The organism is Lentzea sp. (assembly GCF_036380075.1).
Classification (GTDB): domain Bacteria; phylum Actinomycetota; class Actinomycetes; order Mycobacteriales; family Pseudonocardiaceae; genus Lentzea.
This window is the reverse complement of record NZ_DASVFL010000171.1, coordinates 1-21592: the sequence shown is the minus strand read 5'-3', so window position 1 is coordinate 21592 and position 21592 is coordinate 1. Positions and strand designations below refer to the sequence as shown.

The following is a 21592-nucleotide window of genomic DNA, read 5'->3' as shown; positions in this document are numbered from 1 at the left end:
AGCGGCCCGTTCCCGATCCAACCGCTTACGACCCGACCGATCCTCCCGGATCTCGAACATCACAACCCCTGAAAACTCAGGCGTTGCAACGACCACTAGAACCTAAGAGATTGGCGGGGGTCTGGGGGCAGCGCCCCCAGGTGGAAGCACGCAACAGAAACGGCAGCACGCAACAGGGGAACCCAACAAAGCCAACGAACAAGCAAAAGACCCCCTCCGCGGAAAGAGGGGGCCTTCAGCGTTGTCCTACCGAGCCTTACGGCTCTTCCCGCTGCCGCCGGAGCTTGGCGAGAGCCTCTTCGAGGATCGCCTCCCCGTCGGCGTCGGACCGGCGCTCCTTCACGTAAGCGAGGTGCGTCTTGTAGGGCTCGTTGCGCGGAGGCGCGGGTGGCGTCTGCTCGTCACGACCTGCCGGCAGGCCGCAGCGCGGGCAGTCCCAGTTCTCCGGCACATCCGCGTCGACCGCGAAGGAAGGCCGGGACTCGTGACCGTTCGCGCACCAGTACGACACCCGACGGCGGGGCGCGGACTCGCCGCGCTCCGACTCACCCATCGGGCCTGCGCCGACGCGGGTACCGCGAATCGCGTTACCACCGGACATCGACCGTTACACCCCCACCAAGTGGTTACCCCAAGCCCCGGAGGGCTTCTGCCGCTGAACGGTTGATCAGGCTCCGGGGAGCTTGATCAGCAGTCCGATGCCCACGATGGCGATGATCCAGACCGCACCGACGAACAGCGTCAGGCGGTCGAGGTTCTTCTCGACAACGGAGGAACCGGACAGACTCGACTGCATGCCGCCGCCGAACAGCGAGGAAAGGCCGCCACCACGGCCGCGGTGCAAGAGCACGAGCAGCACCAGCAGCACGCTGGAGACGATCAACAGGATCTGCAGGAACAGGATCATTTCTTCCTCGCTGTCAGGCAGCCGACGCCACAGAGTACCTGTTCGACTGCCGAACGTGTGCAACCAGTGGGGTTAGTGCTTTAACGGGATCAACTTAGGGTAGAGGCCCGCCCGCGGCCAGAGCGCACAGCTTGGTGAACTCGTCGGCCTGCAGGCTGGCGCCGCCGACCAGAGCACCGTCGATGTCCTTCTGCTGGATCAGCTCGCCGATGTTCGACGACTTCACCGAACCGCCGTAGAGCACGCGGACGACGGCGGCGGTCTCCTCGCCGTACTTCTCCGCGACGAACGAGCGGACCGCCGAGCACACCTCCTGCGCGTCGGCCGAGGAGGCGGTCTTGCCGGTGCCGATGGCCCAGACCGGCTCGTACGCGAACACGATCTTGGCGACCTGCTCGGCGGAGAAGCCCTTGAGGCCCTCCTCCAGCTGCTGGCGCACCAGCTCCAGGTGGCCCTTGGCCTCGCGGACGTCGAGCTTCTCGCCGAAGCAGAAGATCGGGGTGACCTCGTGCTTGAGCGCGGCCTTGACCTTCGCGTTGACGACCGCGTCCGTCTCGCCGTGGTACTCGCGGCGCTCGGAGTGGCCGACCACGACGTAGTGGCAGGCGAGCTTCTTCAGCATCGGGCCGGACACCTCGCCGGTGTAGGCACCGGAGTCGTGCTGCGAGATGTCCTGCGCGCCGTACTTGATGAGCAGCTTGTCGCCGTCGACCAGCGTCTGGATGCTGCGGATGTCGACGAACGGCGGGAGAACGGCGACCTCGACCTTGGCGAAGTACTTCTCCGGGAGGGAGAAGGCGATCTTCTGCACGAGACCGATGGCCTCGAGGTGGTTGAGGTTCATCTTCCAGTTGCCCGCGATGAGCGGGAGCCGGGCTGCCATCTAGGACTCCAGAACGCTGATGCCGGGGAGTTCCTTGCCTTCCAGGAACTCGAGGGACGCGCCACCGCCGGTGGAGATGTGCGAGAAGCCGTCCTCGGGCAGGCCCAGCGCGCGCACCGCGGCGGCGGAGTCGCCACCGCCGACGACGGTGAACGCCTCGGACTTCACGAGGGCCTCGGCGACGGCACGGGTGCCGCCGGAGTAGGTCTCGATCTCGAAGACGCCCATGGGGCCGTTCCAGAACACGGTCCTGGCGTCGGCGAGCTTCGACGCGAACAGCTCGCGCGACTTCGGGCCGATGTCGAGGCCCATCTTGTCCGCGGGGATCTCGGAGGTCGCGACGACCTCGTGCTCGACGTCGCCGAACTCGGCCGTGACGAGCACGTCGACCGGCAGCACGAGCTCGACGCCGCGCTTCCCGGCCTCCGCGAGGAAGCCCTTCACCTGGTCGAGCTGGTCGGACTGCAGCAGCGACGTGCCGACCTCGTGGCCCTGGGCCTTGAGGAACGTGTACGCCATGCCGCCGCCGATGAGCAGCTTGTCGACCTTGGCCAGCAGGTTCGCGATGACGCCGAGCTTGTCGGACACCTTCGCGCCGCCGAGCACCACGACGTACGGGCGCTCCAGGTCGTCGGTGAGCTTGCGCAGCACGCCCAGCTCGGTCTCGACGAGACCGCCGACGTACGCGGGGAGCTTCTGCGCCACGTCGTAGACCGAGGCCTGCTTGCGGTGCACGACGCCGAAGCCGTCGGACACGAACGCGTCCGCGAACGACGCCAGCTCGTCCGCCAGCTCCGCGCGCTCCGCGTCGGCCTTCGAGGTCTCGCGGGCGTCGAAGCGGACGTTCTCCAGCATCACGACGCCACCGTCGGTCAGCGCGCCGACCACGGACGTGGCGGACGGGCCGACGAGGTCGGACGCGAGGGGGACCTCGGCGCCGAGCAGCTCGCCGAGGCGGGCGGCGGCCGGCGCGAGGGAGAACTCGGGGTCCGGCTCGCCCTTGGGGCGGCCGAGGTGAGCGGTGACGATCACGCGGGCACCCGCGTCGGCGAGGGCCTTGATCGTCGGCACCGACGCGCGCACGCGGCCGTCGTCGGTGATCTTGTCGCCATCCAGGGGGACGTTCAGGTCGGCGCGCACCAGGACGCGCCGACCTGCGACACCCTCGGCGAGCAGGTCGCTGAGAGTCTTCAACTCAACCGCTCCCGTGCTCAGATCTTCGAGGCGACGAGCTTGACCAGGTCCGCGAGGCGGTTGGAGTAGCCCCACTCGTTGTCGTACCAGCCGACGACCTTGACCTGGTTGCCGATGACCTTGGTCAGCGGCGCGTCGTAGATGCACGAGTGCGGGTCGGTGACGATGTCGGCCGACACGATCGGGTCGGTCGAGTACTTCAGGATGCCGGCCAGCGGGCCGTCGGCGGCGGCCTTGTACGCGGCGTTGACCTCGTCCACGGTGACCTCGCGCTTGAGCGTGACGGTCAGGTCGGTGGCCGAGCCGGTGGGGATCGGCACGCGCAGCGCGTAGCCGTCGAGCTTGCCCTTGAGCTCCGGCAGCACCAGGCCGATGGCCTTCGCGGCGCCCGTGGAGGTCGGCACGATGTTCAGCGCGGCGGCGCGGGCACGGCGGAGGTCGCTGTGCGGCGCGTCCTGCAGGTTCTGGTCCTGCGTGTACGCGTGGATCGTGGTCATGAGGCCCTGCTCGATGCCGAAGCTGTCGTTGAGGACCTTGGCCAGCGGCGCGAGGCAGTTGGTGGTGCAGGACGCGTTCGAGATGATCGTCTGCGAACCGTCGAACTTCTCCTCGTTCGCGCCGATGACGACGGTGAGGTCCTCGTTCTTGGCGGGCGCGGAGATGATGACCTTCTTGGCGCCGCCCTCGTCCACGTGCGAGCGGGCCTTGGTGGCGTCGGTGAAGAAACCGGTCGACTCGACCACGACGTCGACGCCGAGGTCCTTCCAGGGCAGCTTGCCCGGGTCGCGCTCGGCGAGGGCCTTGATGACCTTGCCATCGACGGAGATGCCCTCGTCGGTGACCTGCACGTCGGCGTCCAGGCGACCGAGGATGCTGTCGTACTTCAGCAGGTGCGCCATCGTGGCGACGTCACCGAGGTCGTTGAACGCGACGATCTCGATGTCGTGGCCGCCGGCCCTCACGGCGCGGAAGAAGTTGCGCCCGATCCGGCCGAAACCGTTGACACCTACACGAACCGTCACGACGGACTCCTTGCGTTCAGTCTGGCAGTAACGACCCCACCCTATCCGGAGAACTGCGTCGCTGGTCACAGGGATAGTGAGTATCTCTGGATCGAGCCAGAAAAACGGGTCCTGACTAGGCCGTTCGGCGGCGCGAGGCGCGGAGCATCCAGAGGTACGCGCTCAGCTCCTCCGCGGCCTCCGCCGCCGTGCGGCACGCCTCCGGGCTGTCCTCCGCCGCGTCCCAGCCCACCACGGCCGTGATCCGCGCGAGCCACTCGTCCACCACCTGCCGGTCGCTCGCCGGCACGAGCGGACCGCTCCCCTTGTTCGTCTGCCCCGTCATGGCGGAATCGTCCCCACGCCCGGCAAGACGGTTCAATAGTCCGAAACAGCGGGTGTTACGGGTCGTTACACAGCGGTACGGTCACAGTCCATGACGGCCATCGCCGCCTGCGCGACATGCGGGAACCCGCTCACCGAGGCCGTTCCCGGCCGGCGTTACTGCTCCAACGCGTGCCGTCAGCGCGCGTACCGCGACCGCAGCTCGACGCGCGACGGCTCTCCGCACGACCCGGCTCTGCCGAGGCCGCTCGACACGTTCGTGGGCCGCCGCGAGGAGCTCTCGGCGCTGGCGCGGCTCGCCTCTGACCGGCTCGTCTCGCTGGTCGGTCCCGCGGGGGCGGGCAAGACGCGGCTGGCCGTGCAGCACGCCGGCAGGCGCGCCGACCAGGTGTGGTGGGTGGCGCTCGCGCCCGTGCCGGACGTGGTCCAGGCGATCTGCCACGCGGTCGGCGCGCGCCCGTTGCCGAACCGGTCGGTGCGCGACGCGGTGGTCGCCGAGGTCGAGCGGCACCGGCGGCCGCTGCTCGTGCTGGACAACTGCGAGCACGTGCTGGCCGGTGTCGCCGGCGTGGTGTCGGAGCTGCTGGCCCGCTGCCCGCAGCTGCGCGTGCTGGTGACGTCGCGCGAGCCGCTGCGCCTGGCCGGGGAGCAGGTCTTCGCGGTCGGCGAGCTGGACCTGCCGCGGGCCGGCGCCGACGTCGCCGAGGCCCTGCGGCACGACGCCGTGGTGCTGTTCCGCGACCGGGCCGTGGCGGTGGACCGCACGTTCGAGGTCGACGCGTCCAACGTCGCGGACGTCGTCGCGGTGTGCCGGTCGCTCGACGGCATGCCGCTGGCGATCGAGCTGGCCGCGCGCCGCATCACCGTGCTCTCCCCCGCGGACGTCCTCGCGCGGCTGGGCGACCGGCTGGCGTTGCTGACCGGTGGCCCGCGCGCTGCCGACGACCGCCACCGCACGCTGCGCGCCGCGATCGGCTGGAGCTACGACCTCCTCACCCCCGCCGAGCAGGCCGCCTGCCGCCGCCTCGCCGTGCTGGGGGTGCCGTTCGACCTGGGCGTCGCGAGCGCGGTGTGCGGCCTGGACGACGCCCTGGAGGTGCTGACGAGCCTGGAGCAGAAGTCCCTGCTGGTGGTCGACCGCGCCGGCGGGCACGTCACGTTCCGGCAGCTCGAGTCGGTACGTCTTTACTGCCACGAACGCGCGGTCGAATGCGGCGACGTTCCTCTCGTGGCCGACCGTGTGGTCGAGTGGGTGTGTTCGGTCGTGGAGCCGGAGATCTCCCGTTTCTTCCCGTCGCCGCCCGTGGTGCTGCGCCTGGAGCGCAACGTCGGCCTGATCGAGCTGGCCGTGGCGCGCACGGCGGAGTTGGGCGACTGGCCCCGCCACGCGCTGGCGATCGTCGCCACGGCGTACACGTCCACGCCCCGCGGCCCGCGCGGCGCTCCCACCGAACTGCTGCACAGCGCGCTGACCAGGCCCGTGCCGCCGTCGTACCGCAGCGTCCTGACCGCGCTGGCCGCCATGCACCACCGCATCCGCGGGGGCTGGGAGGCGACCCGCCGGTTCGCGCGGGAGTCGCTGTCGATCGAACGGGCCGACGCCGGCCGTCCCGGCACGCTGGCCCGCGCCCTGGAGGTGCTCGCCTCCGCCGAGGCGCACACCGGTGACCCGGCGCTGGCCTGGCAGCTCTTCGACGAGGCCGTGGAGCTGATGCGCGACGCCGGCGACAAGCTCGCCCGCGGCGTCCTGCTCAACTCCTACGGCTGGACGTTGCTCCAGCACGGCGAACCCGACCTGGCGGCGCCGCTGGTGCGCGAGTCGCTGACGTTGATGCGCCTGGACGGGCTGCCGCACATGCTGAACTCGACCCTGCACACGTCCGGCGCGATCGCGTTGGCGCGCAAGGACCACGCGGAGGCCGTGGCGTTGTTCCGGGAGAGCCTGGAGGTGGGCTCCGAGCACCCGATGGACCAGTTCTACGACCTGGAGGGCCTGGCGCTGGGGCTCGTCGGCGTGGGTTCCGACGACGAACGCGCGCTGTCGTTGCTGACCGCCGCCTCCGTGGTCCGCGCCCGGTTCGACTTCCGCGCCGAGCCGTACTGGCAGGCGCTGCTCGACGAGGCCCGTGCCGTGTGCCGTGAACGCATCACGGCGGGACGGCTGCGGGCCGCGGAGTCGACGGGCGAACGGATGTCGCTGGCGCAGGCCGTGTCCTACGCCCTGACCGACCAGCACGGCGCGGGTGACGACGACGGCCTGGTCTCGGCGCGTGAGCTGCACGTCGCGACGCTGGTGGCCGAGGGGCTGACGAACCGCCAGATCGGGCAACGGCTGGGCATCTCGCCCCACACCGTCGCCCGTCACGTGACGCACGCCCGGTCCAAGCTGGGCTTGCGGTCGCGTGCGCAGCTCGCCGTCTGGGCGGGCCGCCACGCGCCCTCCGACTAGACCTCGGCTTCGAGCATCTCCGCCGTGACCGCGGACTCCGTGTCCGGCAGTCCCAGGTCCTTGGCCCGCTTGTCCGCCATGGCCAGCAGACGCCTTATACGGCCGGCCACCGCGTCCTTGGTCATCTGCGGGTCGGACAGCTGGCCGAGTTCCTCCAGCGACGCCTGCCGGTGCGCGAGCCTGAGCTGGCCCGCCGCGGCGAGGTGGTCCGGTGCCTCCGGCCCGAGGATCTCCAACGCGCGCGCGACCCGTGCCGCCGCGGCGACCGCGGCCCGTGCGGACCGGCGCAGGTTCGCGTCGTCGAAGTTGGCGAGCCTGTTCGCGGTGGCGCGGACCTCGCGCCGCATCCGGCGCTCCTCCCAGGCCAGCACGCTGTCGTGCGCGCCGAGCCTGGTCAGCATGGCGCCGATCGCGTCGCCGTCCCTTATCACCACGCGCTCGGCGCCGCGGACCTCGCGCGACTTGGAGGCGATGCCCATGCGGCGGGCGGCACCGACCAGGGCCAGCGCGGCCTCCGGGCCGGGGCAGGTGATCTCCAGCGACGAGCTGCGGCCCGGTTCGGTGAGCGAGCCGTGCGCGAGGAACGCGCCGCGCCACGCCGCCTCGGCGTCGCACACGCCCCCGGACACGACCGGGGCGGGCAGCCCGCGCACCGGGCGGCCGCGCGGGTCCAGCAGACCGGTCTGCCGGGCGAGACCCTCGCCGTCCTTGACCACGCGGACGACGTAGCGGGTGCCCTTGCGCAGGCCGTTCGACTGGATCGTGAACACCTCGGCGTGGTGGCCGTAGAGGGCCTGGATCTCCTTGAGGAGCCTGCGCGCGGCGGAGCCGAGGTCGAGCTCGGCCTCGACGACCACCCGGCCGGACACGATGTGCAGCCCGCCGGCGAACCTGAGCAGCGAGGACACCTCCGCGCGGCGGCAACAGGTCTTGGATACGGCGAGCCTGCTCAGCTCGTCCTTGACCGCCGACGTCATCGCCACGGGCCCGTCCCTCCCACTCCGGTCTCCTCGACCACCTGCCTGAGGCAACCGGCAAGCGCCTCCGGATCATGCCGTTCGGCGGCGTCCGGTGCGGCGATCTTCGCCAGATGCGTGCGCGCGCCCAGAGCCGAGGCGGCTCGCGTCAGCCGGTCCGGGGTGGGGACCGAGTCGACGTCGGCGATCACCGCGTCCACCTTCAGCTCGGGTGCGTGCTCGCAGACTACGTCCAAATGGCGCTCCGGAGAGAAACCGGCGGTTTCCCCCGGTTGGGGGACAAGATTGAGCACGAGGACCTTCGTGGCCCGCGTGCGCACCAGCGCGTCGTGCAGTTCGGGCACCAGCAGGTGCGGCAACACGCTGGTGAACCACGATCCGGGGCCGAGTAGCACGAGATCGGCGTCAAGTACAGCCTGTACCGCTTCCGGGCATCCGACAGGTCGCCCGTTCGGGGCGGTGAGGCGGATGCGCTGCACGAGCCCCGGCGTGGTCGCGATGGCGACCTGGCCGCGGATGCGCCGCACGTCCGTCACGTCCTCGTCGAGTCCCATGACGTCGGCCTCGATGTCGAGCGGGTCGTTCGACATCGGCAGCACCCTGCCCCGGACCCCGAGCAGCCGCGACGTGACGTCGAGCACCGCCACCGGGTCGCCGAGCTGCTCGAGCAGCCCGGCGATCACCAGGTTGCCGACCGCGTGGCCGGCCAGCGCGCCCGTGCCGCCGAAGCGGTGCTTGAACAGGGACGTCCAGAGCCTGCTCGACTCGTCCTCCCCCGCCAGCGCCGCCATGGCCTTGCGCAGGTCCCCCGGCGGCAGCAGGTCCCGCAGCTCACGCCGGAGGCGTCCGGACGACCCGCCGTCGTCCGCGACGGTCACCACGGCCGTCACGTCGTCGGTGACCTGCCGCAGCGCGGTCAGCGTCGCGTGCAACCCGTGCCCGCCACCCAAAGCAACAGCTTTCAACTTCGTCACTCACGTCCCAGATCCCTGTGCACGACCTTCACGGCCATGCCGTCCTCGCTGGCGAGCCTCGCGGCCAGCTCTTCGCTCAGGGCCACACTGCGGTGCTTGCCACCCGTGCAGCCGATCGCGAGCGTCAGGTAGCGCTTGCCCTCACGCCGGTACCCGGCCCCGATGAGCCGCAGCAGTTCGTGGTACCGGTCAAGGAACTCGTCGGCGCCCTCCTGGGACAGCACGTAGTTGCGCACCTCACCGTCGAGCCCCGTCTGCTCGCGCAGCTCCGGGATCCAGAACGGGTTGGGCAGGAACCGCACGTCCATGACGAGGTCTGCGTCCATCGGCAGCCCGTACTTGTACCCGAAGCTCAGCACGGTGACGCGGGTGCGGCTGGCGGCCTCGGTGCCGAACGAGTCCTCGATCTTGGCCCGCAGCTGGTGGATGGAGAGCGCGCTGGTGTCGAGCACCAGGTCGGCCTCCTGCTTGAGCGGCGTGAGCAGGATCCGCTCGGCCTCGATGCCGTCCTGCAACCGCCCGTCCCCCTGCATCGGGTGACCGCGCCGCACCGCCTCGAACCGCCGGATCAGCACGGCGTCGGTGGCCTCGAGGAAGAGCACGCGCGGCTTGTACCCGCGGGCGTCGAGGTCCTTGATGATGGCGGACAGGTCCTCCGTGAACGCGCGGCTGCGCACGTCCATGACGACAGCGACCCTGGTGATGGCCCCGCGCGCCTGGGCGCCGAGCTCGACCATGGTGGCGATGAGTTCGGGGGGCAGGTTGTCGACGACGAACCAGCCGAGGTCCTCCAGGCACTTGGCCGCGGTGCTGCGGCCCGCACCGGACAGCCCGGTCACCACGGCGACTTCGATGCCGGACTTCTCCGCGTTCACGACTACGACTCCGTTACCTGTTCATGAGCGCGACGGCGCTCTCTTGTGGGTTCAGCTTCGCGTGGGCTCAGCTTCGGTGTGGGGTTCAGCTTCACGTGGGCTTAGCTTCGCGTGGGTTCAGCTTCGGTGTGGGGCGCGCACGACGACGGCGCGCCCGGTGAGAGTCTCCCTTGCCCCGGGCCCCGCGCGCGGCAGGTTGGGCACTTGGCACGCTACGTGCCCTGGTGGCGTCCGCCACCCGAATGGGTGAACCTTGTCCGGATTCACGCCTGGGGTCGTCTGTTGGATGTCCGGAAAGCATGATCAGCCGCCTCCCCGCAGGAGGAAGGGGCGGGCGGCGGTCGGGAGTCGGGGGACGGGGCGGGCGGCGGTCGGAGTTGGATGGGCAGGCTGGGTGGCGGCCGGTAGTTGGTGGGCAGGCTGGGTGGCGGCCGGAAGTTGCGTGCACGAGCCGGACGACAACCGGGAGTTGGGTAGACAGGCCGCGCGGCAGTCGGGAGTCGGGTGGGCAGGCTGCGCGACAGCTGGGAGTCGGGTGGGCAGGCCGGGCGCCAGCCGGGAGTTGGGCCGACAGACGGGAGCCGGGCGGACAAGCACGCGATAGCCAGAAGCCGGGTGGGCAGGCTGCGTGATAGCCGGAAGCCGGGTGGAGGGGTCGGGCGACAGCCGGAAGTTGAGTGGACAGGCGCGCGGCAGGCGGAGCCGGGCGGACAAGCACGATAGCCGGGAGCTGGGCGACAGCCGGAAGTCGGACGGACGGCCAGGGCACCAGTCGGGTGCCGGGCGGATAGGCCAGGCGACAGCCGGAAGCATGGAGCCGGACGGCCTGGGCAGCGGTCGGAATCCGAGCGGACACGCCAGGCGAAAGCTGAAAGCCGGATAGACAAGCCAGACGACAGTCGATGGAGTTGCTGGAGCAACGGCACGACCGGCGCGCAGGTGCCACCCGCCGGCAGCAGCACAGCGGACAGCGGCACGCGTGCTCCTCGACCAGGCAGCCCCGCCTGGCCGCTCCACCTGATCGCTCCGCGGCCCGGCCCACGCCTTCCCCACACCACGCGAAATCCCACACACCGCGCGGCTTCCCGCACACCGCATGCCTTCCCGCACACCGCGCGAACGTCAGACCTTGCCCTCCGGCGCGGACACAGACGCGGACACAGACGCGGACGCCGGCGCGGCACCAGCCAGACTCGCCACCACCGCTTCAGCCGTGCGGCGCCCCACCCCGGGCACCTCGCTCACCTCGTCCACAGTGGCCTGCTTCAGCTTGCGGACCGAGCCGAAGTGCTTGAGCAGTGCGGCTTTGCGGGTCTCGCCGAGGCCGGGCACGTCGTCGAGCTCCGAGGCGGTCATGCGCTTCGAGCGCTTCTGGCGGTGATAGGCGATGGCGAAGCGGTGGGCCTCGTCGCGGACTCGTTGCAGTAGGTACAGGCCGTCGCTGCTGCGGGGCAGGATGACCGGGTCCTGTTCGCCGGGGACCCAGACCTCTTCCAGGCGCTTGGCCAGGCCCACCACCGCCACGTCGGTCACGCCCAGTTCCGCGAGGACGTCGGAGGCCGCGGCGGCTTGGGGGCCGGCGCCGTCGACCACCAGGAGGTTGGGCGGGTAGGCGAACTTGCGGGGTTTGCCGGTGTCCGGGTCGATGCCCGGGTTGGGGCCGCCGGAGGCGGTTTCGCGGAGCATGGCCTGGAAGCGGCGGCGGACCACCTCGGCTATCGAGGCGACGTCGCCTTCCGTCGCGGCTTCGCGCAGGGCGAAGCGGCGGTACTCCGACTTGCGGGCCAGGCCGTCCTCGAAGACGACCAGGGAGGCGACCACGTCGGTGCCCTGGACGTGGCTGATGTCGATGCATTCGATGCGCAACGGGGCCGTGTCCAGCGCCAGCGCGTCCTGGAGCTCCTGCAGGGCGGCGGAGCGGGCGGTCAGGTCGCCGGCGCGGCGGAGCTTGTGCTGGGCGAAGGCCTCGGAAGCGTTGCGCGCCACGGTTTCCATCAGCGCGCGCTTGTCGCCTCGTTGGGGGACGCGCAGGGCGACTCGGGAGCCGCGTTGTTCGGAGAGCAGGTCCTCCAGGGCCGCGGCGTCGTCCGGGAGGACGGGGACCAGCACCTCGCGCGGGGTGTTCTCGGTCTCGTCGCCGTAGAACTGCATGATGAACTGGTCGACGATCGCCGCGTCGTCGACGGCCTCGACCTTGTCCAGCACCCAGCCGCGCTGGCCGCGCACGCGGCCGCCGCGGACGTGGAAGACCTGGACGGAGACCTCCAGCTCGTCCTGCGCGAACGCCATCACATCGGCGTCGGTGCCGTCGCCGAGGACGACGGCCTGCTTCTCCATCGCCCGGCGCAGCGCACCCAGGTCGTCACGTAAGCGGGCCGCGCGTTCGAACTCCAGGGCTTCGGACGCGGCGGACATCTCGCGTTCGAGACGGCGCATCATGTGGTCCGTCTTGCCGGCCAGGAAGTCGCAGAAGTCGAGCACGATGTCGCGGTGCTCGTCCGCGGACACCTTGCCCACGCACGGCGCCGAGCACTTGTCGATGTAGCCGAGCAGGCAGGGGCGGCCGATCTGGTTGTGGCGCTTGAAGACACCGGCCGAGCAGGTGCGCGCGGGGAACACCCGCAGCAGCAGGTCGAGCGTCTCGCGGATGGCCCACGCGTGCGCGAACGGGCCGAAGTACCGGACGCCCTTCTTGCGCGGGCCGCGGTAGACGTGCAGCCGCGGGTACTCCTCGTGCAGCGTCACGGCCAGCACCGGGTACGACTTGTCGTCGCGGTACCGGACGTTGAAGCGCGGGTCGAACTCCTTGATCCAGTTGTACTCGAGCTGGAGCGCCTCGACCTCGGTGGTGACGACGGTCCACTCGACGGAGGCCGCCGTCGTCACCATCTGGCGCGTGCGCGGGTGCAGTCCGGAGATGTCGGCGAAGTAGGAGTTCAGCCTGCTGCGCAAGCTCTTCGCCTTGCCGACGTACACGACCCGGCCACCGGCGTCGCGGAACTTATAGACGCCGGGGGCTTCGGGAATCGTGCCCACCGCGGGGCGGTACGTCGAGGGGTCTGCCACGCCGTCCAGAGTATCGACGGGGTCTGACAAAGTCGGAAAGGGTCAGGTCAGGACCACCTGGTCGCCTTCGACCTTCACCGCGACGGCCTTCAGGCCGGACGTCGCGGGGCCCTTCTTCACCGAGCCGTCGGCCGGGGAGAACTGGCTGCCGTGCGAGGGGCAGGTGATGGTGCCGCCGGACGGTTCCGCGACGATCGAACCCTGGTGGGGGCACGTCGCGTCGAAGGCCTTCACCTCGGTCGCGGACACGCGTGCCACGACGATCTTCTTGCCGCCGGGACCGTCGACCACGGCGCCGCCGCCCTCGGGCACGTCGGCCAGGGCGACGAGCGCGCCGCCGGCCGATCCGGTGGAGCCGGAGGAGCCCGACGTCGGGGTGGAGCCGCCCTGGGCCGGGGTGGTGGGGCCGGTGCCCGTCGAGGATCCGGAGCTGCACGCCGTCACGAGTCCGCTGGGCACCGCGAGGGCGACCACGATTCCGCACAGCGCCGTCCGCCTGCCGACCGGGCTTTCGGTGTTCACGACCGTTCCTCCGTGGTGGTGGGTGTTCGGGGTCACACCACAGCATTACGCGATCAGGACGGCGAAAGTTCAGCCGGAACCAGGATGCACAGCAAACGCACAGGTCTCACGCCAGGACCAGATCCTCACCCGAAAGTGAGATCGCGACCTCCGCCAGACCGGAAGTCGCAGGTCCTTTGCGGACGGCTCCCGTGGACGGGTCGAAAGCGCTGCCGTGCAACGGGCAGGTGATCACTCCACCGGCTGGCGGGTTCACGAAGGAGCCCACGTGCGGACACGCTGGGTTGAACGCGCGAAATTCACCTGATCGAGGTTGCACGACGAGGAGCTGGGCGTTGCCGGGCATGTCCACCAGCACGCCGCTGCCCACCGGCACGGAGGCGGCGGGGGTCACGCGGTCCCCGGGACGGGCGGTGCCGGCACCGCCCGTCTTGCGGGGCGCGGGCTCGCCGCAGGCGCTCAAGGCAGCAGCGACGAGCCCGCACATCAACACTGAACGACGGTCCACGAGCACCGATTATCGGCGCTGGTCCTCCGCGGCTGCCGTCCGGGCCAGTGCGAGCACGGCCGTGAACGGCGGGAACCAGTGCCGCGAGTGCGACGGCGGGTTCGCCCACCGCAGCGATCCGTACCTGGTCATCGTGGGCGGGAGGGCGATCCGGTGGGGTGAGCGCACGAACTGGACCTCCGGTGGCGCCTTCAGGTGCGTCGGCAGCAACGCCACCAGCTCGGCCAGGAAGATCCAGTGTTCGCGGGGGCCGGGGATCACGGTGACGGGACCGGCGAGCATGCGCGACTTCAGGTCGGCCAGGACGCGCGACCCGATGCGCGCCGGCATGGCCAGCGCGGTGGTCGCGGGCCCGAGCGGCAGGAACACGCCCTGCTCGGTCACCGACACCTGCCAGCCGAGCAGCCGGTAGCCGGCCACGGCCTCCCCGACAGCCCGTGCGTGTCCCCTGTTCTGTGGGATCCCGGCACTCCCCGTGCCGGTCTCCGCGGTCGTGAGGCTCATCGGCGGTGGTCCTCCCCGTTGGTGGGTCAGGCACTGGTCAGGCCACGGGGGTCGTCCCGCCCCTGACGATGTGCAGGGTGCGTCGCAGATCACGCCAACACCACTCGGGTGCTGCATGAGCGTCATGCAACCGGCGTATGAAGCCCATCCGCCGCACGGTGCACCAGGCACTGCGACACGCGAATCCATTACGTCTTATGCATGAGATGGATGGACTGTCGATCACAGCTCCGTACACTTGGCAGACGCTCAGTGACGGGGGCGAGGCCGATGGATACCGCGAGACCCAGATCCAGACGCGCTTGCCCGTGTGGGGCGTTCATCGCCGCCGACAACTCTGATCGGCTCTGTCACCGTTGCCGCCGCAACGCCCGTTCCGGTGTGCACGGCCCTCCTGAGGTCCCGGACGACTTCTGGGACCACCCCTCGATCGCGGCCGCGTGCACGGACCGCGACATGGGTGCCCTGATCTCCGCCTACCGGCACCACCCCCAGCACCTGAGCCGCGTCACCCAAGACCGCATGGCGGCGTGGCTCGGCATCAGCCAGGCGCAGCTCTCGCGTTACGAGTCGGGCGAGAACCAGATCGACCGCCTCGACCGGCTGCGCCACTTCTCCCAGGTGCTCGGCGTGCCGGGCGAACGACTGTGGTTCGACCGGGTCGTCATCCCAGCTCAGGTGGGCTCCCCCGAAACGGGCCCGCCAGACGTGCTCGCCGCCCCCTGGGAGGCGACGAGCATTGCCCGTTCGGTCGAGGAGACGGCGAGGAGCGACTTGGCGATCAGCAGACGAGCGGCGCTCACAGGAGCCGCCGCGGTGACGGTGGGATCCGCACTGGTCGAGCCCTTGCAGCGGTGGTTGCACCCCCTGCAGAACCTGTCCAGGTGGTCGTCGCACTCGGCGATCAGCGCGGAGGAGCTCGAGGCGCTGCAGCACGTGGCCGACGGCCTGCGCGGCTGGGGCGGCCGGGGCGGGTACGGACTGGCGCGCAAGGCCGTGCTGGGTCAGCTCGACGAGCTGGCCGAGCGGCTGCAGCGCGCCCCGGCGGGCCCGACGACGGAGAAGGCGTTCTTCATCGGCGCCGAACTGTCCAAGGTCGCGGCGAGCATGTCGTTCGACGCGGGCCTGCACAACGCGGCCCAGCGCTACTACGTGCTGGCCATCCGCATGGCCAAGGCCGGCCACAACGACGGCTTCGCGGCGTTGTGCCTGGCCGCGATGGCGAGGCAGATGTTCGACCTGGGCCGCCCGGAGGACGGTCTGGAGCTCGTGCAGCTGGGCCAGTACGGCACCCGCCGCACCGGCACACCGACGTTGAAGGCGCTCCTGCTGACCCGCGAGGCCTGGGCGTACGCCCACATGGGCAAGACCCGCGAGTTCCACCAGGCGGTGGGCATGGCGCAGGACAGCTTCGCCCAGCGCGAGGCCGGCAACGAGCCCCGCTACCTGCACAGCTTCGACGAGGCCGAGCTGGAGGGCGTCATCGGCGCCCGCTGCCGCGACCTCGCCATGCACGACCCGACACAGGCAGTGCACGCCGAAAAACACATCCGGCGCGCACTGCAACTGCGAGACCCGTCGAAGCTGCGCAACCGCGCCTTCGACGTGATCGGACTGGCGCGCACCAAAATGGTCGCGGGAGACCCGGAGGCGGCGTGCGGCTTGATCAACGAGGTCCTGCCGACGGCGGCGAAGCTCTCCTCGGGCAGGGTCCTGCGGAAGCTGGAGGACTTCGCCAAGGAGGCGGCACGACACCGCCACATCCCCGCCGTGCAGGACACCCGCGACGCGATCAGAGCAATCAGGACGGCCTGATGCGAGTGGGCATCACCGGGCACAGCAACCTGGTCGACGACTGCATCCCCGCAGTCCAGGCAGCCCTGACGGAGGTCCTGGACGACCTGGACCGCCCGCTCGTGGGCGTGACCTGCCTGGCACCGGGAGCAGACCAGCTCTTCGCCAGGGCGATCTTGTCCCTGGGCGGCGAGGTGGAGGTCGTCCTCCCCGCCCTGGACTACCGAGAACGCCTGAAGCCCCACCAACTGGCCGACTACGACGAGCTCCGAGCCGCCGCCACGGTGGTCAGCGTCCTCCCGCACATGTCGAGCGGACGCCAGGCCTACGTGGCAGCGAACGAACGCATGCTCGCCTCCGTCGAACTGTTAGTGGCGGTCTGGGACGGCATCCCGGCCCAGGGCAAGGGCGGCACGGCGGACGTGGTCGAACAAGCACGGGCAAGCGGCGTACCGATCGAGGTCGTCTGGCCTCCGGAAGCAAAACGGAAGTCATAGCCCAAGCGACGGCGAAGCCGAGCAGTCCGATGGCGAAGCCGAGCGCTTTCGTTTGAAACGAAGGTTCCGGTGGGTCCCCGTCACGAGTCGTGCCTCAGCACTCGCTGCACCTGGTCAGGGGTGTCAAACCGCCACGCTTTCGGCGGTTTGACACCCCTGACCAGATTGGCGGGGGTCTGGGGGCAGCGCCCCCAGAGGGAAGCACGCAACCGCAAGCCCGCCGCCCGCAAGGTGACCACCCGCATGGCCGCGGCAACCCCACCCAGCCAAGACAACCGGACAACTAGCCCAAGCGAGCGAAGTTCGTCGGCAACCGGACCAACTCGGCCCACCGGTCTAGCCCCCCACACCCCCGTTGATCACGATGTCAGGGCATGGCAGCCGATCCGTTCGCACGCCTGGCCGACCGCCAGCAGTCCCTGCGAACAGCCCTACGGGCGTTGGAAGCCGCAGGCCCGGGCAGCCCGGACTTCCCCGCCCTCCTGGCCACCACGGACCAAGAGGTCCAAGCGGTAGTACAAGCCAGAAGAGACGCCGAAGCAGCCAAACTGGCGACCCCGAACCGGGCGATAGCGGCCACGACCACAGCAGCGGCGTTCGTCGTCGCGATCGGCTGGTTCGACGGCTGGTCCCTGCTCTCCCTCCTCCTGGCGGTGGCCACTGCGGCGGCGGTCCTGGTGGACCCGACCGGCAGCAAACCGTGGGAACCCAGAGCCAGGACCACGGCGATCGCGGCGGCGCTGGCCGCCACCCTCCTCACCCCACCGGCCCACGGCTGGGCCGCGATCATCACCGCGGCCGGGATCGCCTGGTGGGCTTGGAGGACGCGCGGATGAACATCGACCCGCTCAAGGCCGTCGAGGACAAGCTCGACCGCCTCAAGAAGGACCTCCAGTCGCTGACCACGAGGATGGACGACTCCCAAACCGAGGCGGCGCAACGACAACTGAGCACCGCGAACCAGCTCCGCGACACCACCAGGAAGCTCACCAGGACCGACGACCGCATCAGCGAGCTGGCCGAGAGCGTCCACCGCCTCGAACGCCTCCTGGTGGCGCTCAACAGGAAAGTGCGGGCCGGCAACACCGAGAAGGCCGACTTCGACACGTGGCCGGACGTCACCGAGAACCAGCTGACGAGGATCGCGGCCGGCCAGGAAGCCTACGCGCGCAGGACGTTCACCCCGCAGGAAGCCAAGCTGACCCGCAAGGCCATCGCCGAGTACGACAGGAACGCGCGCGAGGCCATCGAGGCGGCCGAGGCGCTGACGCACCTGCCGCCGAACGCGGAGTCGTTGTGGCGCAAGCACTACAGGCAGTGGCAGCACATCACCACGCAGACGAGACCGGACCTGCCGGACGACGACACGCACGCCAGGGACACCGCTGCCAAGTCAGCGGGGAACACCGCCATCGCCGAGGTGCGCGCGAGCATCCGCGGTCGCGTCGAGGACGCGGTCGCGCGAGACCTGCTGTTCCCGGCGTGGTTCGAGAACGCGCTCGGGCCGGCCGCGCCACCCGGCAGGGCGGACGACTGGCTCTACACCGCGACGGACGTGGTGCTGTACCGGTTGCTGCACAACGTGACCAGCCCCGCGGACGCGCTCGGTCCGGCGCCCCTCGAGGAGGGGCACCGCAAGACCTTGCACGACCGGCTCGCGCACGAGTGCGCGGAGTACCGCAGGTCGTGACGACCGGGCAGGGCGCCTCTGCCCGGTCATCGAGGACCTACGCCAGCTCCAGGCTGAAACGCTGCTGTTCGGCGTCCACCGCGAGCACCTTCACCTGCACCGAGGAACCGACCTCGGCCTGGCGGCCGTGCAGGAGCCCGTGTGCACCGGCGGGGTGCTCGACGAACGAGCCGAAGGGAACGGTCGAGACGACCTTCCCCGAGAAGACATCACCAACGTTGGGAAGCATTGCGCATCACCTCCTCTCCCTGTGCGCGTTGTCCCGAAGGGGAACATCGCGCGGGGTGGAGGGGCCCTGATCAAGTCAGGGCCGGGCAACCGTTCCGCTCACGGCACAAGGCCGACCCGGCAGTCATACCGCGAACCTTAGCCACCAGAGGCCGTTGTCCGCAATGGAATCTAGACTTCCCACCATGCTGGAGACGTCCGCACGGCTGCTGAAGCTGCTGTCCCTGTTGCAGGTGCGGCGCGACTGGACGGGCCCCGAGCTCGCCGACCGGCTCAGCGTCGACGTGCGCACGATCCGCCGCGACGTCGACAAGCTGCGCAGCCTCGGCTACCCCGTCACGTCGCTGCCCGGCTCGGCCGGTGGCTACCAGCTCGGTGCCGGCGCGGAGCTGCCGCCGTTGCTGCTCGACGACGACGAGGCGGTCGCCGTCGCGGTCGGTCTCAGGACCGCCGCGAACGGCACGGTCGCGGGCATCGAGGAGACGTCGGTCCGCGCGCTCACCAAGCTGGAGCAGATCCTGCCGACGCGGCTGCGCAGGCGCGTGCAGGCCCTCCAGATGCACACCACTGCCCTGACCTCGGCCGGTCCGACGGTCGACCCCGAGACGCTCACGGTCATCGCCGCCGCCTGCCGCGACCACCAGCAGCTGCGGTTCACCTACGCCTCGACGCGCGGTGAGCCGGCGAAGCGCCTCGTCGAACCGCAGGGGCTCGTGCACACGGGCAAGCGCTGGTACCTGGTCGCCTGGGACGTGTCCAAAGAGGACTGGCGCACGTTCCGGGTGGACCGCATCACCGCCGAACCCGCGCTCGCCGCCCGCTTCACGCCGCGCGAACCGCCGGCGGAGAGCCTGGGCGAGTTCGTGTCGCGGCAGGTCGCGTCGAGCGTCTACACCTACCAGGCCGTGCTGACGATCCACGCGCCGCTGGAGGCCGTCGCCGAACGCACCACGCCCGTTTCCGTGGTGCTGGAACCGGTCGACGACGTGTCGTGCCGCATGCGCACCGGCGCCGACTCGCTCGACCGGATCGTGTTCCACCTGATGTTCCTCGGCTTCGGCTTCACGGTGCACGAGCCGCGGGAGCTCGCCGAGCACGTGGCCACCCTCATCACCCGGCTTCAGAACTCGATCGGAGCACAGCCGTGACAGTGGACTTCGAGACCGCGGCGGACCCGTTCCGGCGGGAGCTGCTCGCGCACTGCTACCGGATGCTCGGCTCGCTGCACGACGCCGAGGACCTGGTGCAGGAGACCTACCTGCGGGCGTGGAAGTCGTACGGCAAGTTCGAGGGCCGGTCGTCGGTGCGCACGTGGCTGTACAAGATCGCCACGAACGTCTGCCTCACCGCGCTCGACAGCCGCACCCGGCGGCCGCTGCCGTTCGACCTCTCGGCCGGCGCGACGGAACACGACCAGCTCACCCAGGACCACGAGATCCCGTGGCTGGAACCGTTCCCGACCGACCCGGCGGCCATCGTCACCGAACGCGAGTCGACGCGGCTGGCGTTCGTCGCCGCACTGCAGCTCCTCCCGCCCCGGCAACGCGCGGTGCTGATCCTGCGCGACGTCCTGCGGCTCAGCGCCGCCGAGACCGCGGACGAGCTGGACATGACGGTCGCGGCCGTCAACAGCGCCCTGCAACGGGCGCACGCGCAGCTGGCGGACCTCACCGAGGAGCAGGTCGTCGAACCGGCCGGCGCCAAGCCGCTGCTCGACCGGTGGGTGAAGGCGTTCGAGGCCAAGGACATCCCGGCGATCATCGGCATGGTCGCCGAGGACGTCGTCTGGGAGATGCCGCCGTTCCCGCAGTGGTACCGGGGCCCGGCCATGGTCGCGTGGCACTTGGACAACCAGTGTCCGGCGGTGCCGCACGGCGCGCGCATGATCGCCGTCGAGGCCGGCGGCCAGCCCGCCTACGGCCTTTACCTGCGCGCGGACGACGGCGTGTTCCGGCCGTTCAACCTCCAGGTCCTCGAGGTGCGGGGCGACCGGATCACGCGCGTCTCGTCGTTCTTCGACCTCGCGCTGTTCGCGAAGTTCGGGTTGCCGCCGACGGCGTGATCCACCTGATCTGTAGCGTTGCTAACCATGTCCTGGGGGTTGCTGGCGCTGGCGGGTGTGGTCGTCGCGTGTGGAGGCCTGCTGCAAGGCCTGATCGGCTTCGGCCTGGCACTGGTCGCGGTGCCGTTGCTGGCGCTGCTGGACCCGGCGCTCGTCCCGGTGCCCGTGCTGGTGATCGCCAGCGCGCACGCGGTGATGTCGCTGGCCAGGGAGTTCGGTCACGTCGACTGGCGCGGCGTCGGCTGGGCGATGCTCGGCCGCCTGCCGGGCACGGTCGTCGGCATCTGGATCGTCGACTCCCTCGACCGGAAGAGCTTCAGCGTGGTCGTCGGTGTCGCCGTCCTGGCCTGCGTGCTGCTCTCGCTGGTGTCGTGGCGGCCGCGGCCCACCCCGCGCTCGCTGGTGACGGCCGGTGTCGCGAGCGGGTCGTTCGGCACGGCCACGTCGGTCGGCGGGCCGATGATCGCGCTCGTCTACCAGAACGAGAGCGGTCCGCAGGTCAGGGCCACCCTCGCGGCGTTCTTCACCCTCGGGTCCGTCACGTCGCTCGTCGGGCTCACCGTCGCCGGGACGGTCACGGCGCACAAGCTGTGGAACGGCGTGCTGCTGGTGCCGTTCCTGATCGCGGGTTTCCTGCTCTCCACACCACTGCGCCGGCGCTTCGACGCCAAGGGCGTCCGGACGCCCATGCTGGTCGTCGCGGGCGCCAGCGCAGTGGTGCTCATCGTGCGGAGCGCCTTCCTCTGACCGGTCGGCCTACGCGAACGGCTGCACGTTCGGCTGGAACACCTGGCCCTCGGCCGGAGCCACGAGGTCGACCAGGTAGCGGGCCACGGCGGCGTCCGTCGCGGCCGAGCGGCCCAGGATGCAGTGGCCGAACGAGTCCACGCTGATCAGCCGCGCGTTGCCGAGCTGCTTGGCCATGCGCTGCGCGAACATGTACTGCGTGGCCGGGTCGTAGTAGTTGCCGACCACGAGGACCGGGTTCGGCGTCTTGCGGTTCCACGGGCCGATCCAGCGGTCCGGGTTGCGCGCCGGCCAGGTCGGGCACGCCAGCAGGTCGGACGCGGCCTGGTAGCGGCCGAACGTCGGCGACTCCTTCTCCCACTTCGCCGC

Annotated in this window: 23 protein-coding genes; 8 read left to right on the top strand and 15 right to left on the bottom strand. The window is 70.4% G+C overall.

The features are described from left to right. Positions 1 to 256 precede the first annotated feature (256 nt). From VF330_RS19670 to VF330_RS19645, 6 genes are all read right to left on the bottom strand, one after another. Positions 257 to 601: an RNA polymerase-binding protein RbpA gene (locus tag VF330_RS19670; protein WP_089912928.1), complete on the bottom strand. Its 345-nt coding sequence runs from the start codon at positions 599 to 601 to the stop codon at positions 257 to 259. 66 nt (positions 602 to 667) lie between these two features. Further along, positions 668 to 907 (bottom strand): preprotein translocase subunit SecG, encoded by a 240-nt coding sequence (gene secG, locus VF330_RS19665; protein WP_325520958.1) that lies wholly within the window; start codon positions 905 to 907, stop codon positions 668 to 670. 94 nt (positions 908 to 1001) lie between these two features. Then, the gene (gene tpiA, locus VF330_RS19660) at positions 1002 to 1790 is read right to left on the bottom strand and encodes a triose-phosphate isomerase (RefSeq protein ID WP_330853091.1); all 789 of its coding nucleotides are present in this window, start codon (positions 1788 to 1790) and stop codon (positions 1002 to 1004) included. Next, positions 1791 to 2984, bottom strand: a complete 1194-nt coding sequence (locus VF330_RS19655) for a phosphoglycerate kinase (protein ID WP_330853090.1) — start codon at positions 2982 to 2984, stop codon at positions 1791 to 1793. A 17-nt stretch (positions 2985 to 3001) separates the two neighbouring features. Then, positions 3002 to 4006: a type I glyceraldehyde-3-phosphate dehydrogenase gene (gap, locus tag VF330_RS19650; RefSeq protein WP_330853089.1), complete on the bottom strand. Its 1005-nt coding sequence runs from the start codon at positions 4004 to 4006 to the stop codon at positions 3002 to 3004. Positions 4007 to 4121: 115 nt separating this feature from the next. Beyond that, positions 4122 to 4331: a hypothetical protein gene (locus VF330_RS19645; protein WP_330853088.1), complete on the bottom strand. Its 210-nt coding sequence runs from the start codon at positions 4329 to 4331 to the stop codon at positions 4122 to 4124. Positions 4332 to 4421: 90 nt separating this feature from the next. Here VF330_RS19645 and VF330_RS19640 point away from each other — a divergent pair, with 90 nt between their 5' ends. Further along, entirely contained in the window at positions 4422 to 6779 is a 2358-nt protein-coding gene (locus tag VF330_RS19640) for an ATP-binding protein (protein WP_330853087.1), read from the top strand. Here the strand turns inward: VF330_RS19640 and whiA are convergent. The 7 genes from whiA to VF330_RS19605 all read right to left on the bottom strand — a co-directional run bounded on the left by whiA (position 6776) and on the right by VF330_RS19605 (position 14205). Then, positions 6776 to 7762 carry a DNA-binding protein WhiA gene (gene whiA, locus VF330_RS19635; RefSeq protein WP_330853086.1) on the bottom strand — a complete coding sequence of 329 codons (987 nt, stop codon included), beginning with the start codon at positions 7760 to 7762 and terminating at the stop codon, positions 6776 to 6778. The genes VF330_RS19640 and whiA overlap by 4 nt on opposite strands. Further along, positions 7753 to 8721 (bottom strand): uridine diphosphate-N-acetylglucosamine-binding protein YvcK, encoded by a 969-nt coding sequence (locus VF330_RS19630; protein WP_330853093.1) that lies wholly within the window; start codon positions 8719 to 8721, stop codon positions 7753 to 7755. Before VF330_RS19630 ends, whiA begins: the two co-directional genes overlap by 10 nt. Positions 8722 to 8726: 5 nt before the next feature. Then, positions 8727 to 9584, bottom strand: coding sequence for an RNase adapter RapZ (gene rapZ / locus VF330_RS19625; RefSeq protein WP_414675405.1), 858 nt, complete (start codon positions 9582 to 9584; stop codon positions 8727 to 8729). A 1143-nt stretch (positions 9585 to 10727) separates the two neighbouring features. Beyond that, positions 10728 to 12671 carry an excinuclease ABC subunit UvrC gene (gene uvrC, locus VF330_RS19620; protein WP_330853084.1) on the bottom strand — a complete coding sequence of 648 codons (1944 nt, stop codon included), beginning with the start codon at positions 12669 to 12671 and terminating at the stop codon, positions 10728 to 10730. Between the two features lie 42 nt (positions 12672 to 12713). After that, positions 12714 to 13193, bottom strand: coding sequence for a Rieske (2Fe-2S) protein (locus VF330_RS19615; protein WP_330853083.1), 480 nt, complete (start codon positions 13191 to 13193; stop codon positions 12714 to 12716). Positions 13194 to 13299: 106 nt separating this feature from the next. Beyond that, on the bottom strand, positions 13300 to 13707 hold the full coding sequence (locus VF330_RS19610) for a Rieske (2Fe-2S) protein (protein ID WP_330853082.1): 408 nt from the start codon (positions 13705 to 13707) through the stop codon (positions 13300 to 13302). Positions 13708 to 13710: 3 nt separating this feature from the next. After that, entirely contained in the window at positions 13711 to 14205 is a 495-nt protein-coding gene (locus tag VF330_RS19605) for a hypothetical protein (RefSeq protein ID WP_330853081.1), read from the bottom strand. Positions 14206 to 14586: 381 nt separating this feature from the next. On the opposite strand from VF330_RS19605, the gene VF330_RS19600 reads away from it, so the two are divergent. From VF330_RS19600 to VF330_RS19585, 4 genes are all read left to right on the top strand, one after another. Then, positions 14587 to 16020: a helix-turn-helix transcriptional regulator gene (locus VF330_RS19600; RefSeq protein WP_330853080.1), complete on the top strand. Its 1434-nt coding sequence runs from the start codon at positions 14587 to 14589 to the stop codon at positions 16018 to 16020. After that, positions 16020 to 16496 carry a hypothetical protein gene (locus tag VF330_RS19595; RefSeq protein WP_330853079.1) on the top strand — a complete coding sequence of 159 codons (477 nt, stop codon included), beginning with the start codon at positions 16020 to 16022 and terminating at the stop codon, positions 16494 to 16496. Before VF330_RS19600 ends, VF330_RS19595 begins: the two co-directional genes overlap by 1 nt. Before the next feature lie 374 nt (positions 16497 to 16870). Continuing rightward, positions 16871 to 17332, top strand: coding sequence for a hypothetical protein (locus tag VF330_RS19590; RefSeq protein ID WP_330853078.1), 462 nt, complete (start codon positions 16871 to 16873; stop codon positions 17330 to 17332). Continuing rightward, complete coding sequence (locus VF330_RS19585; protein WP_330853077.1) at positions 17329 to 18186, top strand: hypothetical protein; 858 nt, start codon at positions 17329 to 17331, stop codon at positions 18184 to 18186. Before VF330_RS19590 ends, VF330_RS19585 begins: the two co-directional genes overlap by 4 nt. Before the next feature lie 37 nt (positions 18187 to 18223). On the opposite strand, the gene VF330_RS19580 is transcribed toward VF330_RS19585, so the two are convergent. Next, positions 18224 to 18415 carry a S1 RNA-binding domain-containing protein gene (locus VF330_RS19580; RefSeq protein ID WP_330853076.1) on the bottom strand — a complete coding sequence of 64 codons (192 nt, stop codon included), beginning with the start codon at positions 18413 to 18415 and terminating at the stop codon, positions 18224 to 18226. Between the two features lie 184 nt (positions 18416 to 18599). Here VF330_RS19580 and VF330_RS19575 point away from each other — a divergent pair, with 184 nt between their 5' ends. The 3 genes from VF330_RS19575 to VF330_RS19565 are packed head-to-tail and all read left to right on the top strand — an operon-like array spanning position 18600 to position 21223. After that, entirely contained in the window at positions 18600 to 19562 is a 963-nt protein-coding gene (locus VF330_RS19575) for a YafY family protein (RefSeq protein WP_330853075.1), read from the top strand. After that, positions 19559 to 20476 (top strand): sigma-70 family RNA polymerase sigma factor, encoded by a 918-nt coding sequence (locus VF330_RS19570; RefSeq protein ID WP_330853074.1) that lies wholly within the window; start codon positions 19559 to 19561, stop codon positions 20474 to 20476. Before VF330_RS19575 ends, VF330_RS19570 begins: the two co-directional genes overlap by 4 nt. A 27-nt stretch (positions 20477 to 20503) precedes the next feature. Beyond that, complete coding sequence (locus VF330_RS19565) at positions 20504 to 21223, top strand: sulfite exporter TauE/SafE family protein (protein ID WP_330853073.1); 720 nt, start codon at positions 20504 to 20506, stop codon at positions 21221 to 21223. A gap of 9 nt (positions 21224 to 21232) precedes the next feature. Here VF330_RS19565 and VF330_RS19560 read toward each other — a convergent pair. Then, positions 21233 to 21592 (bottom strand): alpha/beta hydrolase (locus VF330_RS19560; protein WP_330853072.1); only part of this gene is annotated, 360 nt, incomplete at its 5' end.

What these genes read in the sequence shown, in the direction of transcription:
- VF330_RS19580 (WP_330853076.1), bottom strand. Translation starts at nt 18,415, where the DNA reads ATGCTTCCCAACGTTGGTGATGTCTTCTCGGGGAAGGTCGTCTCGACC.
- VF330_RS19590 (WP_330853078.1), top strand. Translation starts at nt 16,871, where the DNA reads ATGGCAGCCGATCCGTTCGCACGCCTGGCCGACCGCCAGCAGTCCCTG.
- VF330_RS19605 (WP_330853081.1), bottom strand. Translation starts at nt 14,205, where the DNA reads ATGAGCCTCACGACCGCGGAGACCGGCACGGGGAGTGCCGGGATCCCA.
- VF330_RS19595 (WP_330853079.1), top strand. Translation starts at nt 16,020, where the DNA reads ATGCGAGTGGGCATCACCGGGCACAGCAACCTGGTCGACGACTGCATC.
- tpiA (WP_330853091.1), bottom strand. Translation starts at nt 1,790, where the DNA reads ATGGCAGCCCGGCTCCCGCTCATCGCGGGCAACTGGAAGATGAACCTC.
- VF330_RS19645 (WP_330853088.1), bottom strand. Translation starts at nt 4,331, where the DNA reads ATGACGGGGCAGACGAACAAGGGGAGCGGTCCGCTCGTGCCGGCGAGC.
- VF330_RS19565 (WP_330853073.1), top strand. Translation starts at nt 20,504, where the DNA reads ATGTCCTGGGGGTTGCTGGCGCTGGCGGGTGTGGTCGTCGCGTGTGGA.
- VF330_RS19575 (WP_330853075.1), top strand. Translation starts at nt 18,600, where the DNA reads ATGCTGGAGACGTCCGCACGGCTGCTGAAGCTGCTGTCCCTGTTGCAG.
- VF330_RS19640 (WP_330853087.1), top strand. Translation starts at nt 4,422, where the DNA reads ATGACGGCCATCGCCGCCTGCGCGACATGCGGGAACCCGCTCACCGAG.
- secG (WP_325520958.1), bottom strand. Translation starts at nt 907, where the DNA reads ATGATCCTGTTCCTGCAGATCCTGTTGATCGTCTCCAGCGTGCTGCTG.
- VF330_RS19585 (WP_330853077.1), top strand. Translation starts at nt 17,329, where the DNA reads ATGAACATCGACCCGCTCAAGGCCGTCGAGGACAAGCTCGACCGCCTC.
- VF330_RS19670 (WP_089912928.1), bottom strand. Translation starts at nt 601, where the DNA reads ATGTCCGGTGGTAACGCGATTCGCGGTACCCGCGTCGGCGCAGGCCCG.